The organism is Luteimonas sp. 9C (assembly GCF_902506295.1).
Classification (GTDB): domain Bacteria; phylum Pseudomonadota; class Gammaproteobacteria; order Xanthomonadales; family Xanthomonadaceae; genus Luteimonas.
Genome location: NZ_LR733312.1, coordinates 2,762,897 through 2,776,844, shown reverse-complemented (window position 1 = coordinate 2,776,844; position 13,948 = coordinate 2,762,897). Strand labels below are relative to the sequence as shown.

The 13,948-nt window shown below is 71.2% G+C and carries 16 protein-coding genes; 5 read left to right on the top strand and 11 right to left on the bottom strand.

The genetic code is table 11. From position 1 onward, the window contains the following. The first annotated feature begins 147 nt into the window (after positions 1–147). Genes CURTO8I2_RS12735 through CURTO8I2_RS12725 form a run of 3 tightly spaced genes read left to right on the top strand, consistent with a single transcriptional unit; the run spans position 148 to position 1,133 of the window. Positions 148–432, top strand: a complete 285-nt coding sequence (locus CURTO8I2_RS12735; RefSeq protein WP_159681426.1) for a DUF4031 domain-containing protein — start codon at positions 148–150, stop codon at positions 430–432. Positions 433–491: 59 nt separating this feature from the next. Beyond that, positions 492–734 (top strand): DUF3297 family protein, encoded by a 243-nt coding sequence (locus CURTO8I2_RS12730; RefSeq protein ID WP_159681425.1) that lies wholly within the window; start codon positions 492–494, stop codon positions 732–734. A gap of 24 nt (positions 735–758) precedes the next feature. Then, positions 759–1,133: a YciI family protein gene (locus CURTO8I2_RS12725; RefSeq protein WP_159681424.1), complete on the top strand. Its 375-nt coding sequence runs from the start codon at positions 759–761 to the stop codon at positions 1,131–1,133. A gap of 20 nt (positions 1,134–1,153) precedes the next feature. On the opposite strand, the gene CURTO8I2_RS12720 is transcribed toward CURTO8I2_RS12725, so the two are convergent. From CURTO8I2_RS12720 to CURTO8I2_RS12685, 8 genes are all read right to left on the bottom strand, one after another. Further along, on the bottom strand, positions 1,154–1,732 hold the full coding sequence (locus CURTO8I2_RS12720; RefSeq protein WP_159681423.1) for a DUF4410 domain-containing protein: 579 nt from the start codon (positions 1,730–1,732) through the stop codon (positions 1,154–1,156). Positions 1,733–1,913: 181 nt separating this feature from the next. After that, positions 1,914–3,215 (bottom strand): DUF58 domain-containing protein, encoded by a 1,302-nt coding sequence (locus CURTO8I2_RS12715; RefSeq protein WP_159681422.1) that lies wholly within the window; start codon positions 3,213–3,215, stop codon positions 1,914–1,916. A 178-nt stretch (positions 3,216–3,393) separates the two neighbouring features. Further along, positions 3,394–4,386, bottom strand: a complete 993-nt coding sequence (locus CURTO8I2_RS12710) for a MoxR family ATPase (RefSeq protein WP_159681421.1) — start codon at positions 4,384–4,386, stop codon at positions 3,394–3,396. Then, entirely contained in the window at positions 4,383–5,507 is a 1,125-nt protein-coding gene (locus tag CURTO8I2_RS12705) for a DUF4350 domain-containing protein (RefSeq protein WP_159681420.1), read from the bottom strand. The genes CURTO8I2_RS12710 and CURTO8I2_RS12705 overlap by 4 nt, the downstream gene beginning before the upstream one ends. Next, positions 5,507–7,120: a DUF4129 domain-containing protein gene (locus CURTO8I2_RS12700; RefSeq protein ID WP_159681419.1), complete on the bottom strand. Its 1,614-nt coding sequence runs from the start codon at positions 7,118–7,120 to the stop codon at positions 5,507–5,509. Before CURTO8I2_RS12700 ends, CURTO8I2_RS12705 begins: the two co-directional genes overlap by 1 nt. Further along, positions 7,110–8,111: a stage II sporulation protein M gene (locus tag CURTO8I2_RS12695; protein WP_159681418.1), complete on the bottom strand. Its 1,002-nt coding sequence runs from the start codon at positions 8,109–8,111 to the stop codon at positions 7,110–7,112. The genes CURTO8I2_RS12700 and CURTO8I2_RS12695 overlap by 11 nt, the downstream gene beginning before the upstream one ends. Then, positions 8,108–8,791 (bottom strand): RDD family protein, encoded by a 684-nt coding sequence (locus CURTO8I2_RS12690; protein ID WP_159681417.1) that lies wholly within the window; start codon positions 8,789–8,791, stop codon positions 8,108–8,110. Before CURTO8I2_RS12690 ends, CURTO8I2_RS12695 begins: the two co-directional genes overlap by 4 nt. An 80-nt stretch (positions 8,792–8,871) precedes the next feature. Next, positions 8,872–9,414 (bottom strand): gamma carbonic anhydrase family protein, encoded by a 543-nt coding sequence (locus CURTO8I2_RS12685; RefSeq protein ID WP_159681416.1) that lies wholly within the window; start codon positions 9,412–9,414, stop codon positions 8,872–8,874. 59 nt (positions 9,415–9,473) lie between these two features. Here CURTO8I2_RS12685 and CURTO8I2_RS12680 point away from each other — a divergent pair, with 59 nt between their 5' ends. Continuing rightward, a complete protein-coding gene (locus CURTO8I2_RS12680; RefSeq protein WP_159681415.1) occupies positions 9,474–10,895 on the top strand; it encodes a coniferyl aldehyde dehydrogenase in 1,422 nt (473 codons plus the stop codon). A gap of 11 nt (positions 10,896–10,906) precedes the next feature. Here CURTO8I2_RS12680 and CURTO8I2_RS12675 read toward each other — a convergent pair whose 3' ends face one another. Continuing rightward, a complete protein-coding gene (locus tag CURTO8I2_RS12675) occupies positions 10,907–11,269 on the bottom strand; it encodes a VOC family protein (RefSeq protein WP_159681414.1) in 363 nt (120 codons plus the stop codon). A gap of 80 nt (positions 11,270–11,349) precedes the next feature. Between CURTO8I2_RS12675 and xth the strand changes: the two genes are divergently transcribed. Then, entirely contained in the window at positions 11,350–12,123 is a 774-nt protein-coding gene (gene xth, locus CURTO8I2_RS12670) for an exodeoxyribonuclease III (RefSeq protein WP_159681693.1), read from the top strand. An 84-nt stretch (positions 12,124–12,207) separates the two neighbouring features. On the opposite strand, the gene CURTO8I2_RS12665 is transcribed toward xth, so the two are convergent. Both CURTO8I2_RS12665 and CURTO8I2_RS12660 read right to left on the bottom strand, forming a co-directional pair. Continuing rightward, positions 12,208–12,465 (bottom strand): GlsB/YeaQ/YmgE family stress response membrane protein, encoded by a 258-nt coding sequence (locus CURTO8I2_RS12665; protein ID WP_159681413.1) that lies wholly within the window; start codon positions 12,463–12,465, stop codon positions 12,208–12,210. A gap of 104 nt (positions 12,466–12,569) precedes the next feature. Continuing rightward, positions 12,570–13,904, bottom strand: a complete 1,335-nt coding sequence (locus tag CURTO8I2_RS12660; RefSeq protein ID WP_236551148.1) for an AMP-binding protein — start codon at positions 13,902–13,904, stop codon at positions 12,570–12,572. Positions 13,905–13,948 lie beyond the last annotated feature (44 nt).

Genomic DNA, 13,948 nt, shown 5'->3' with positions numbered 1-13,948 from the left:
CGCCGAGAATCTCCCGGGGGAAAACCTCGCGTTGGATACCAACGCGGAAATGCGTACGAAGCGGGCATGCCGGCGGTTGTGCGTGCGCGGCTGCAGACGGCCGCTATGATTCATGAACGGCGATGACGCCGATGTGCAGGCCTGTTCATGACCGTCTATGTCGACGACGCGGTGCATCCCTGGCGCGGCGAACGCTGGGCGCATCTGCTGGCCGACACGCTCGACGAGCTGCATGGATTCGCCGCCCGGCTCGGCATCCCACGGCGGGCCTTCCAGAACCGCACCAGCGGCGCGCATTACGACGTGACCGCAGCCCTGCGCGAGCGCGCGATCGCGCTGGGTGCGATGCCGATCTCGCGCCATCACGACCGGGCGCTCGTGCGTGCGGTCATCGCCCATGCGCGGCGGCAGGGACGCGGCGAAGCGCCGTAGGTGAAGCCTGCACGTGCGGGCGGTATCCTGCGCGCCATCTCCACACGCCACCTGACGCCATGACCGACGCCCCGCCCGACCACCTGTCCAATGATCCGCGCAGCCCGCACTACGACGAGGCGGCCATGAATCGCGGCATCGGCATCCGCTTCAACGGCAACGAGCGTCGCGACGTCGAGGAATACTGCGTGAGCGAAGGCTGGATCCGCGTGGCCGCCGGCCGTGCGCTCGATCGTCGCGGCCAGCCGCTCACGGTCAAGTTGCGCGGCAACGTTGAACCCTATTTCCATCTCGACGCCTGACCCGCCCATCCGAGGACGCGCCCGATGCAGTACCTGCTGCTGATCTACACCGACGACACCCTGCTCGACGGTCTGGCCGACGGCGAGTACGACACGATGATGCGGGGCTGCCTGCAGCACGCCGATGCGTTGCAGGCCGACGGCACGCTGCTCGGGTTCCAGCAACTCGAACATGCCAGCACCGCGAAGACCGTGCGCACGCGCGGCGGCCGCACGCAGGTCTTCGACGGCCCGTTCTCCGAGACCAAGGAAATGCTGGCCGGCTTCAACCTGATCGAAGCGGACAGCCCGGAAGAAGCCCTGCGTATCGCGGGCGAATTCCCGTGGGCACGCACCGGCAGCATCGAAGTGCGTCCGGTACGCGATGTCGGCATGGTGCGCACGCGCGTCGGCGCCTGAGCCGCCGACCTTGTGACCGTCTAGCCGCCGCGCGCCTCGGCGACGATCTGGTCGGTGATCGCCTGCACCTGCTTGACCGTCATCGGCGCGAAGATGCCCTGCCACGCACTCGACGTGGTGTCGTAGGTCCGGGTCGCCGCGACCCGGCCGCCCGGCACCTCGACGAACTGTGCGCTGGCCTTGATGTGCGCATTGCCGGTCATCACGCCGAGACCGTAACGCGCGCCCGTGGAGACGTAGCGGTAGTTGTCCACGCGTACGACCACGACCACGCCGGGCGGATCGAGCGCGGAGGGGCGGCTGTCGCGCACGCTGCCCTGAAGTTTGGCGGCGGTGGCCGAGGTGCGGATCGCATCGTTCCACAGCGCGCGGAATTCGGCCCAGTCGTCCTGCGCACGCGCGGTGTCGCTGCCCTCGACGACCAGCACGACCTGGCGCACGTCGCCATTGAGCGCAACCGGATCGACGGGCGCGGCAGTGGGCCGTTGCACCGTCGCCGCGCATGCGGACAGCAGCGCGGCGGCACCGAGCAGGACGAGCGAACGCAAGCGGCGCGGCAGACGCGCCGCGGACGGAGTCACAGGGGTGTGGATGTGCATGGCGGGGCCTCGTCGGATGGCTGGCATCGCGCACTCCCCGGATCACACCCCCTGCGCTGCGCCCGGTGCGCGCAGCCCGTTTCTAACGGGCATTCCATTCAGTGCGGGTGAAACACCCCGCGATACACGCCGCGATCGGGGACGACGCAGCCCCCCGGCACGATCGACTCACGGACGTGGGCTACAGCAATCCATCCCGCTTCACGGCGAGGTAGCGCTCCACCAGCGCCGACGGCAGCTCCGCGCCGGTGACGTCGAGCACGGTGATGCGATGGTTGCGCAGGGCATCGTGCGCGGCCTTGCGCTGGGCGAGATACCGGGCGGTGGCACCGGCGCGGACGGCGGCGTCGTGGTCGTGCACGTCCGTCGACAGCACCTCGTCAAGCGCGCGCTCGCGCAGGGACGCAACGACCACCAGGTGCCGCTTCTGCAGCATGCGCACCGCCGCCAGCACATCCTCGATGTCCTCGTCGCGCAGGTTGGTCACCAGCATCAGCAGGCCGCGACGGCGCTGCCGCAGCGACAGTTCCGTCGCCGCGGCGAGATAGTCGGTGGCGACCGCCTGCGGCTGCAGGTCGTGGCTGACGCGCAGCAGCGTGTCGACCGCGCCCATGCCGCGCTGCGGCGCCATCCACCGGCTTTCCCCGCCGGTCGCGAACAGCCCGACCGCGTCGCCCTGGCGCAGCGCGAGATAGGACACGACCAGCGCGGCATCGAGGGCGTGGTCGAAATGCGACAGCGCGCCGTCCTGCGCGAGCATGCGGCGACCGGTGTCGAGCACCACCACGAGCTGCTGGTTCTTCTCGTCCTGGTACTCGCGCGAGATCAGCTTGCGTGCGCGCGAACTCGCCTTCCAGTCGATCTGGCGCAGGCTGTCTCCGACGCGGTATTCGCGCATCTGGTGGAAATCGGTGCCTTCGCCGCGCCGGCGCTTGATGTGGGCGCCGACCAGTCGCGAGGCGCGGTCCGCGCTGAGCAGGGCGAACCGCGTCAGCGGTGCGAAATTCGGGAACACGCGCACCTGGTGCCGCGTGCCGGCATCGCGCCGTTGCCGCCACAGCGCGAGCGGCGAACGCAGCCGCAGCTGCACGCCCTCGAACACGGCCGCGCCGCGCATGTCGGGCTGCAGGGTGTAGTCGACGCGCGACACGGTGCCCGGCGCCAGCCGCAGGCGTCGCGGCAGGCCGTCGACGCGCCAGCCCGGCGGATGCAGATCGAAGACCTCGAGATGCTGGACCTGCGGACCGCCCTCGAGCTGCAGCGACACCGGCCGCGCGATGCCGATGGGCCACGCCTCGGCCATCGTGCGCACCACATCGGGCGTGGGGCGGCGCGCCAGCAGGGCGAGATCGAGGATCGACAGCAGCAGCAGCGCGGTGCCGAACATGTTCCAGGGCAGCACCGCCGCGGGCCACAGCGAGGCGGCGACGCCGCCCAGGCCCCAGACGACCAGCAGCGCGACGAGGGCCAGCGTCGGCCTCATGCGCGGCGGCTCGCGTGCGGGCGTCGCCACGGGCGTCGAACCTGCTCAAGGTCCGTTGCGAGCGCCGACAGATGGCGCGCGGTGGAGCGCAGAAAGCGCAGCGTACGCGTGGTACGTGAGCAGTTCGAGCACCGCACGCGCGCCAGCTGGTAAGCGCAGCAGGACATTGAGCAGGTGCTCACTTGCGCGGCGCTTCCACGCGCGCGAGCAGGGCCTGCAGCACCTGGTCGGCGTCCTGGCCTTCGATCTGCAGTTCCGGTGCCAGCGCGATGCGGTGGCGCAGCGCCGGCGTCGCGATCTCGCGGATGTCGTCGGGGGTGACGAAGTCGCGGCCCGAGAGCACGGCCTGCGCCCGCGCCGCGCGCACCAGCGCGAGGCTGCCGCGTGGGCCGGCGCCGAGGGCGATGCCCGGCCAGGTGCGGGTCGCCGCGGCAATCCGCACCGCGTAGTCGATCACCGCCGCATCGACCACCGTCGCCGCGGTGCCCTGCTGCAGCGCGACGATCTCGCCCGGCTGCAACACCGTCGCGAGTTGCGACAGATCGAAATCGGCGGCGACCTTGCCGCTGCTGATCGCGGTCACCATCGCGACCTCGTCGGCATGTTCGGGATAGTCGATCAGCACCTTGAGCAGGAAGCGGTCGAGCTGCGCTTCGGGCAGCGGATACGTCCCTTCCTGTTCGACCGGATTCTGCGTCGCCAGCGTCATGAACGGCGGCGGCAGCTCAAAGCTGTGGCCCTCGATCGTGACCTGCTGCTCCTGCATCGCCTCGAGCAGCGCGGACTGGGTCTTGGCGGGCGCGCGGTTGATCTCGTCGGCCAGCAGCAGATTGGTGAAGATCGCACCGCGGCGGACCACGAAGGTCTCGCTCTTGGTGTCCCACACCGCGTGGCCGCTGACGTCGCTGGGCATCAGGTCGGGCGTGAACTGCACGCGCGCGAAGTTGCAGCCGAGCACCGCCGACAGCGCGCGCACCAGCAGCGTCTTGCCGAGGCCGGGCAGGCCTTCGATCAGCACATGGCCACCGGCGAGCAGCGCGACCAGGATCTGGTCGAGCACCTCGGGCTGGCCGATGAAGGCCTTGGAGACCTCATCGCGCACTGCGGCGACGCGTGCGGCGAGGGCGTCGCCGGTGATCGGCGCGGACGGAGACGTGGGCAGCTCGGTCATAGTCGGTTTCTCATGTGGATCAGTCGGGCGATGCGCTGGCGGAACGCCGTCGCATCATCGGGGCGGGGCGGCTGCAGCGCGTCGCGGACGTCGCGTGGCGACAGGCCGGTGCGCGCGGCGATGGCTTCGATGCCGGCGTCGCCGTCGAGCGCGGCGGCCAGCGGATCGCGCCGGCGCAGGCGATCGCGGAATGCCGCGCGCACGGCGTCGTGGAGCAGCGGCGCGCGGCCGTAGCGCATCAGGTGTTCACCGCTCGCGGTGACGTGTTCGAGCAGGGCGCGGCGCGCGACCGGCGGCGCGGGCAGCACCGGGCCGAGCCGCTGCGTGCGCATCCACAACCACGCGAGCAGCGCCAGCAGCAGCGGTCCCCACGCCATCCAGCCGCGGGTGAGGATCTGGTACCACAGCGGCGGCACGCTGGCGGCATAGACCAGGTGCACGGTGCCCACGCCCCAGTTCGGCGCCAGTAGTTGGCGGGTCAGCAGCGCATGCGGCACCTCGCGCAGATCGCCGTTGCGCATGAAATCGAAGTCCGCCAGCACGTCGACGGTGCCCGCGCCGTGCGCCAGACGTGCGAACACCAGCCCGTCCTCGTCGCGGTCGCCCCATTCGAGCAGCGGTTCGGCGTCGACCATGAATCGCCGCCCGTTGCAGAACTCGACATGGCCGGCCTGTCCGTCCACCAGCAGCGGCGTGCAACGCGTGGCGTCGTCGCCGGTGCGCACGCCGAGCCGCTCGAGCAGGTCCCAGGCGCGCGCGGCATCGGCGCGGCGGCGCGGCAGTGGCGTGCGTACCAGCAGATGGCCGCCACCGTCGACCCAGCCGAGCAGCGCTTCGACCTCGGACGGCAGCAGCGTGCGGGGCTCGCTGTAGAGCAGCACGGTGTCGCGCGGGCCCAGCGGCACGCTGGCGAGTTGCAGGCGCTGGCGCGAACGCGCGTCCACACCATCGGCGCGCAGCGTCTCGCGCAATGCATAGAGCGGGTTGTAGGCGGCTTCGCCGCGCGGCGGCAGATCGACGGTGTCGGACACGCGTTCGTGCGTGTGCAGGAACCAGGCGACGCCAAGCGCGATGAGCAGCGCGCCGAGTGCGGCGATGCCGATGCGGGTGGACCAGCGCATCAGGCCGACCATCCGAAACGCGGTGCGAGACGCGCCAGCAGCGCGTCGAGATCGGCGTCGTCCGGCAGCCGCTGGCCGTAGGCGGCGCGCTGCCAGATGCGCACCATCTGCGCGAATGCATCGCGGTCCTCGGCCTCGGGCAGGCGCCGCGAGGCGCGCAGCACCTGCACTTCGGTCGCGCCCGGCACCAGGGTCACGCCGGCGCGCACGGTCATGGCGTCCACGCTGCCGCGATACAGCAGCGCGAGCGCACGCCGGTGCCGGCCCTCGGCCCACAGGCGACGCACCGCCGACACCAGATCCGCGGGCAGCGCCTCGGGCAATGGAGGCGCGGCCTCGACGACGATCTCGCTCGGTTCGCGCACCGGGCGCAGCGTGTCGCGCATCCACGGCCACCAGTGGCGCGCGGTCCAGGCCAGCAGGCCGACCAGGATCGCGAGCACGATCCACATGCCGTACTCGGCGATCAGCGCGAAGACCTGCGCGATCGCGGCCAGCAGACCGGTGTCCGGTGTCGGCCGCGTCTTCTCGTCTTCCTTCTTGTCGTCGGCGTCCTTGCGCTGCCAGCGCACGACCTCGCGGGTGTTGTCGAGCAGTGGATCGGCATAGACACGTTCAATCGCGCGACCGAACGACGCGCCATCCTCGACCTCGCCGAACACCTGCGGCAGCGTCGGCACCTGCGGCGCGTCGGGGTCGGTTGCGTCCTGCTTGTGCTCGCCGGGCCGCCAGGTCTTGGTCGGACTGATTTCGCGCGCGGCATCGTCGCCGGCGGTCGCCGGATCCTGCGCATGTCCGGACATGGGCGCCAGCATCAGGCCTGCCAGCAACAGCCCGACCACCAGCGTCGCCGCCGGCGCCAGGCGTGCGCGCAGACGCCGGAATGCGATCTCCAGATCCCAGGCTTCCAGCTGCGTGCGGCGGTTGAGGTACAGCCCGAAGCCGGCGCCGATGTAGAACGGCTCGACCAGCCCGATCGCCATCCAGAACGCGAGATTGCCCAGCACCTGCACCCAGCGCGGCGGCTGCTCGGAGACCAGCGCCCACATCGCGCGTGCCGATTCGGACAGCAGTTCGGTCGGCACGAACATCAGCACCAGCGTGCTCAGCGACAGCAACAGCGCGGTGACGAACAACTGGCAGATCACGGTCAGCAGCAGCGCGTGGCCGCCGATGCCGTCGGCGAGCAGACGGCGCCGCTGGGCGAGCGGCGCGCCGGACAGACCTTCGAGCAGATCCACCGGCAGCGTCGCCGCGCGCCAGGGACTGAAGCGGCGCCAGGTCAGATGGCCGAGCAGCGGCCGCCAGCCCCAGCGCCATTGCGCGTCGAGCGTGGCCCGCATGCCGGGCGCGGCGCCGAACACCGCGCGCGAGAGCACGAACAACGGCACGCGATCGAACACCGGCTTGAGCCACCACAGCGCGAGCGCGGCGAGCCACAGCTGGTCGATCGCCCAGCCCAGCGCGTTGAGCACGACGAACACCGGCAGGCCCAGCAGCAGCGACGGTCCCCAGATCGCGCGCGCGTGCCGGCGCACCAGCGCGTTGCCGAGCTCCATCGCCTCCCACGCGGTGCGCGGGCGCAGTTCCACCTGCACGGTCTCAACGCGCATCGGTCACCCCGCGTCCGCCGCGCCACAGCCACAGGCCGGTGAGCAGCCACAGGCCGCCACCGACACCGAACCGGACCGCATCGGGGATCGCACCCGTCGACGACCAGAACGCTTCGACGAACGCCGCGAACACCAGCATGACGAGAATGCCCAGACACAGCCGGCCGCCATCGCGCCCGGCCTGCACCAGCGCATCCACGCGCCGCAACTGGCCCGGCGCGATCAGCGCGAGGCCGAGCCGCAGACCGCCGGCGCCGGCGATGACGATCGCGGTGAGTTCCGGCGCCGAGTGGCCGACGACGAAACGCCAGAACGGGCCGCCGTGGCCGATCGCCTGCAGATGGCCCGCCACCGTGCCGATGAACACGCCGTTGAAGATCAGCACGAAGATCGTGCCGACGCCGGCGAGCAGGCCGCTGGCGAACGTGCGGAAGCCGATGCTGACGTTGTTCCAGATGTAGTAGCCGAACATCTCCATGTCGGTCTGGCGTGTCCGGGCGAAGCGCTCGGCCGCGCGCGCCGGGTCGTACATGCCTTCCATCTGCGCCAGCTGCTCGGGCGACATCACGCCGTAGGCGAGTTCCGGCCACTGCTGGATCAGCGCGAACATCAGCACCAGCGGCACCGCGAACAGCGCCAGTGACGCCCACAGGCAGCCGCGTTGCGCGCGCACCAGGCGCGGGAAATCCGCGAGCAGGAACCGCAGCGCGCGTCGCCACGGCGGCGGCGGCGGGCGATAGAGCACGTTGTGGCCGCGCTGCATCAGGGCCTGCAGCCGCGCGGTGACCTGCGGGCTGTAGCCGCGCCGGCGCGCGAGCGCCTGCTGCTGGCACAGGCGGCGGTAGCGCGAGGGCACGTCCTCGTCGACGAGCCCGTCCCAGTCGCGGCGGGTGCGGCGCGCGCGGCGCGGACTGCCTTCTCGCGCGTCGAGCCAGCGTTCGAAGGCGTCCCACTCGGACTGGTGTCGGGCGACGAAGGCGTCCTGCCTCATGCGCGCCGCCCCAGCAGCCAGTTGGCCACGCCCAGCAGCCGCAGCACGCCGGTCTCCCCGCGCGCACCGGTGACCGGCGTGGCGATGTCGGCCAGCTCCTGCTGGCGCTCGCCGGTCAGTGCGTGCGCGCGTTCGGCGAACGCGATCACCGCGCTCTGTTCGTGCGCCTGCAGCGGTGCCGCCGGCGCCTGCGGCGCGATCTGCAACGCGTCGATCTGCGTGCGCTCGCGCGGCGCGTGGATCACCAGCGTGCCGGCGACCATGTCACCCAGCCGGCGGCTCCAGGGATCGGCCAGGCTCGCGACCAGCCCCGCGCCGTAGCCGAACGGCAGCATGTCGACGGTGCGCATCAGGTTGCGCACGAAACTCGCCATCCAGCCGATCGGCGCGCCGTCGGCGGAGACCACCCGCAGCCCGAGTGCGCGCTTGCCCGGCGTCTGTCCGCCGTACAGCGCCTCGAACACCACCGGGTACCCCCAGAACACGACGAACAGCACGATCATGTAGAGGCCGGAGCCGAACTTGCCCAGCATGCCGAGCACGATCGAAAGCGCCATCAGCAGTGCGCCGCGGATGGCCAGGTCGATCAGCCACGCCACCGCGCGCGGCACCGGGCCGGCGGCCGGCAGGCGCAGCGCGACGCCCTCGGGCGTGTGGACCTCGCGGACCGTGTCGAGCATCAGGTGCCGCGGCTCCGTGCGGTCATGCGCGCGTGCGCGTCGTCCCTGTCGGTCATGTGGCGTCTGCGTCCCTGCCGTGCTCAGGCCGCCAGCGCGGCGAGGTATTCGTCCTTGAGCCGCACGTAATGCGCGGCGCTGTAATACAGGCCTTCGATCTGCGCGTCGTCGAGCCTGCGCACGCAGCGCGCCGGATTGCCGACCCACAGCTCGCACTCGCCGACGACCTTGCCCGGCGACACCACCGCGCCGGCCGCGACGAACGCGTGCCGCTTCACCACCGCGCCGTCGAGCACCAGCGCGCCCATGCCGATCAGCGCCGCGTCCTCGATCGTGCAGGCGTGGATCACCGCCTTGTGGCCGATGGTCACGTCGCTGCCGATCAGGGTCGGAAACCCGCCGCGCTTCGCGTGCGGGCCGGCGTGGCTGACATGGATCACGGTGCCGTCCTGCACGCTGGTGCGCGCGCCGATACGCACGTGGTTGACGTCGCCGCGGATCACCGTCGCCGGCCACACCGACACGTCGTCGCCCAGTTCGACGTCACCGATCACGGTCGCCGCAGGGTCCACGTAGACGCGTGCGCCGAGCGTCGGCGCGATGTTCCGGTACGGTCTCAAGTCCATCGCCGGAGTCTACCTCCGGCTCCGGCGGATTGCCGCGATGCCGGCGCTACACTGCGACGATGGACGCCGCCCAGCCCGACCCGCCACCCGCCGCGACTCCGGTCGCCGACCTGCAGCCGACGCTCGACGCGTTGCGCGCCGCCTGGCGCAGCCGGCGCCCCGATGCCGCGCAGCGCCGCGACGACCTCGCCCGGCTGCGCGCCGCGTTCGCGCGTCGTCTGCCGGAAATGGCCGACGCGATCTCGGCCGACTTCGGCCATCGCGCGCGCGCCGAATCGCTGATCGCCGACGGCATGACCGTGCTGTCGGAGATCGATGCGCTGCGCCGCCACCTGCGCGGCTGGATGCGCCCGCGCCGCGTCGGCGCCGGCTGGCGGCTGTGGCCGGCGCGCGCCGAAGTGCGGCCGGTGCCGCTGGGCGTGGTCGGTGTCATCGCGCCGTGGAACTACCCGGTGAATCTGGCACTGATTCCGCTGGCGACCGCGATCGCCGCCGGCAACCACGTCTATCTCAAGCCGTCCGAACACACGCCGCGCAGCAGCGCGTTCCTGCGCTCGCTGCTGGCCGAAGTATTTCCTGCCGACCGCGTCGCCGTCGCGCTGGGCGATGCCGACATCGGCGGCGCGTTCGCCGGCCTGCCGTTCGACCATCTGGTGTTCACCGGCTCCACTGCCGTGGGCCGCAAGGTCATGGCCGCCGCCGCGCCGAACCTCACCCCGCTGACGCTGGAACTGGGCGGCAAGTCGCCGGCGATCGTCTGCCCGGGCTATCCGCTCGACAAGGCCGCGTCCCGCCTGGTCACCGGCAAGCTGTTCAACGCCGGCCAGACCTGCATCGCGCCGGACTACGTGCTGATCGATGCCGCGCGTCGCGACGCGCTGCTCGAGGCGCTGCGGTTCGAGGTGCAGGCACGCTACGCCGATGCGGGTGCGCGGGCGGCGGATTACACCCACATCGTCAGCGACGCGCAGCACGCGCGACTGGCCGGTCTGCTCGACGATGCACGTGCCCGTGGCCTGACCGTGCTGCCGCTGCTCGACGTCGACGGCGCGCGTGCGCTCGCACCCACACTCGTCGTCGAGCCCGGCGACGACAGCGACGTGATGCGCGAGGAAATTTTCGGGCCGATCCTGCCGGTGATTTCCTACGACTCGCTCGACGACGCCATCGCCTTCGTCGAGACGCGCGACCGGCCGCTGGCGCTGTATCCCTTCGGCGATCGCGCACAGGCCGAAGCGATCCTCGCCCGCACCATCGCCGGTGGCGTCACCGTCAACGACACGCTGCTGCACTTCGCCGCGAACCGGTTGCCGTTCGGCGGCGTCGGTCCCAGCGGCATGGGCGCGTATCACGGCCGCGCGGGCTTCGACGCGATGACCAAGGCGCTGCCGGTGCTGTGGCAGTCGCGTGTCGCAGTGACCGACTGGTTGCGGCCACCGTATGCGCGCATCGCCAGGCTCGTGGAATTTCTGGCGCGCTGAGGCGCTTCGGCTCAGTCCGCTGCGGGAGGTTGCCAGAGTTCGACCGGATTGCCCTCCGGATCGTGGATGCGCGCGAAACGACCGGTCTGCGGCGTGTCCCAGTCGGCGTTGGTGATGACGTCGACTCCCGCTCCGCGCAGCCTGGACAGCAGCGCGTCGAGATCATCGACGCGCAGGTTCAGCATCCACTGCCGGTCGGCCGGGAAGTAGTCGCTGTCCTGGGGGAACGGCGCGAAGACGGTCGGGCCGGCCTGCTGCGGCCACAGCCAGGTCGTCCCGGTCGGCCCCACGCCGAGGTGCTCCGCGTACCACGCCGACAGCGCATCGGGATCGCGCGCGCGAAAGAACACACCGCCGATTCCGGTCACGCCCATCTGCCGACTCCTGGCCTGCGCCCGAGCATCGGGCCCGGGCCGCGGCCTACACTAGCGCCTTGTCCGTACCCGTGTCCGCCATGCGCATCGCCAGCTGGAACGTCAACTCGCTCAATGTCCGCCTGCCGCACCTCGAACAGTGGTTGCGCGACACGCAGCCCGACGTTGTCGGCATCCAGGAAACCAAGCTCGAGGACGCGCGGTTTCCCGACAGCGCCCTCGCCGCGCTCGGCTACCGCAGCGTGTTCGCCGGGCAGAAGACCTACAACGGCGTCGCGCTGCTCGCCCGCGCGCGCGCGCTCGACGACGTGCAGATCGGCATTCCCGGCTTCGAGGACGAGCAGAAGCGGGTGATCGCCGCCACCATCGACGGCGTGCGCGTGATCAACCTCTACGTGGTCAACGGTCAGGACGTGGGCACCGACAAGTACGCCTACAAGCTGCGCTGGCTCGAAGCGGTGCACGCCTGGGTGCAGCGCGAGCGCGCCGCGCATCCGAAACTCGTCGTCCTCGGCGATTTCAACATCGCCCCCGACGACCGCGACGTGCACGATCCCGCGGTCTGGAACGACAGCCACATCCTGACCTCGACCGCCGAGCGCGACGCCCTGCGCGGCCTGCTCGGCCTCGGGCTGCACGACGCGTTCCGGCTGCACAACGACGCGGGCGGCATCTTCAGCTGGTGGGACTACCGGCAGGCCGGTTTCCGGCGGGATCTGGGCCTGCGGATCGATCTGACGCTGGTGTCGGACGCCTTGCGCGATGCCGCCGTCGCCTCGGGCATCGATCGCGAACCCAGGACGTGGGAGCGGCCCAGCGATCATGCGCCGGCATGGGTGACGCTCTCGCTGTAGGACCCTTCGCGACCTGCGCCCGCGCGGGCAAGAAAAAGGCCCGGCAATGCCGGGCCTTCTGGTGCAGCGGTGCAGCCTGCGCGGTCAGCGCGCGCTGCCGCGGCGGATCAGGTTGACGATCGCCAGCAGGATGATCGCGCCGATCAGCGCGGTCAGCAGGAAGCCGATCCAGCCTGCACCGAACGAGACGCCCAGCATCGGCAGCAGCCAGCCACCGATGAAGCCACCGATGATGCCGACGACGATGTTCAGCAGGATGCCCTGCTGGCCGTTGGTGCGCATCAGGATGCTGGCCAGCCAGCCGGCGATGCCGCCGACGATGATGTAGATGAGGAAGTTCATACGAAATGCTCCAGTGCGAAACGCGGGACATCGGAATGTAGGGGCATGCAGGCCCGAACGCCGGCGCCAGCATCCGGCCGGGTCCGTGACGGAGACGTCAGTATTCAGGTAGCAGCGCCGCCGAACAGATCGTCGAGCGCGGCGCGCGTGAGCTTGCCGGTCTCGTTGCGCGGCAGCGCGTCGACGCGGCGGATGCGTCGCGGCAGGAAGACCGGATCCATGCCGGCCCGCAATGCGTCCAGCAGCGCGGCATCGTCGAGCGCAGGGCCCGCCACGACGGCGGCCATGATCCGGCGCACGCCGGTGGCATCGGGCGTCGCGCTCTGGCAGATCACGCCGTCGCGCACGCCCTCGATGGCGAGCAGGCGCCGGGTGAGATCGGCGAGCGAGGCCCGCTTGCCGGCGATCTCGATCATGTCGGCCTGACGGCCGCGCAGTTCGAAGCGGCCGTCCGCGTCGAGTTCGACGATGTCGGCGAGCAGGCGCGGCTCCGGCAGGTGCGGCGCATGCACGAAGGTGCCGTCGGGCACGGGCTGCAGGTGCACGCCGTCGAACGGCGTCCAGGCCTGTTCGTGCGCGGTGCGGCGCCGGGCGAAGATGCAGGTCTCGGTGGAACCGAACAGTTCGCGCACTTCGCAGCCGAAACGCGCTTCGGCGTCGGCGGCCAGCGCCTGCGACAGGGGCGCGGTGGCGGTGGCGATCGCGGCGAGCGGCGGCAGCGCGACACCGGATTCGACCAGCGAGCGCAGGTGTACCGGCGTGGTGACCAGCAGCGGCGGTCGCGGCGCATCGCGCAGTGCGGCGGCGATGTCCTCGGGGAAGAACGGACGCGCGCCATGCACGGCCACGTTGCCGAGCAGCGGCAGCAGCACCGACAGCTCCATGCCGTACATGTGCTGCGGCGGCACGGTGGCGACGACGGGCAGCGTGGCGTCGCCGTGCAGGTCGGCCAGCGCGGCGAGGTTCTGCATGGTGCACGTGTGGAACGTGCCCCAGGTCTTGGGATTGGCGCCGGGCACGCCGGTGCTGCCCGAGGTGAAGCCGATCGCGACCAGCGCATCGAGGGCGAGCGTGGGCACGTCGCCGTCGCGCATGGGCAACGTGTCCGGCAGGCGCACGTAATGCGGCGGCGCAGGCGTGTCCACGGCATCGCAGCCGCAGTCGTCGCGATCGCCGATGCAGTAGCTGTGCGGATGGCGGGCGCGGACATCGTCGATCGCACCGCGCGTGCGCGCCGGCGGCAGCAGCGTGGTCTGGCCGCGCAACGCGACCGCGCAGAATGCGACGAGAAAGCGGTAGCGGTCTTCGCAGAGATTCAGCGCGAACGGCGCGTCGGGCAGCAGCGCCGCGACGCCGCGCACATGGGCCAGAAAGGTCTGCGCCGTGACTGCGCCGTCGGCGCCGAAGGCGACCGCGCGTGACGGCACGCCTTCGACCATCGGTCGACGTCCGCCTGCGTCCTGCAGGTCCTCAATGCGCATCG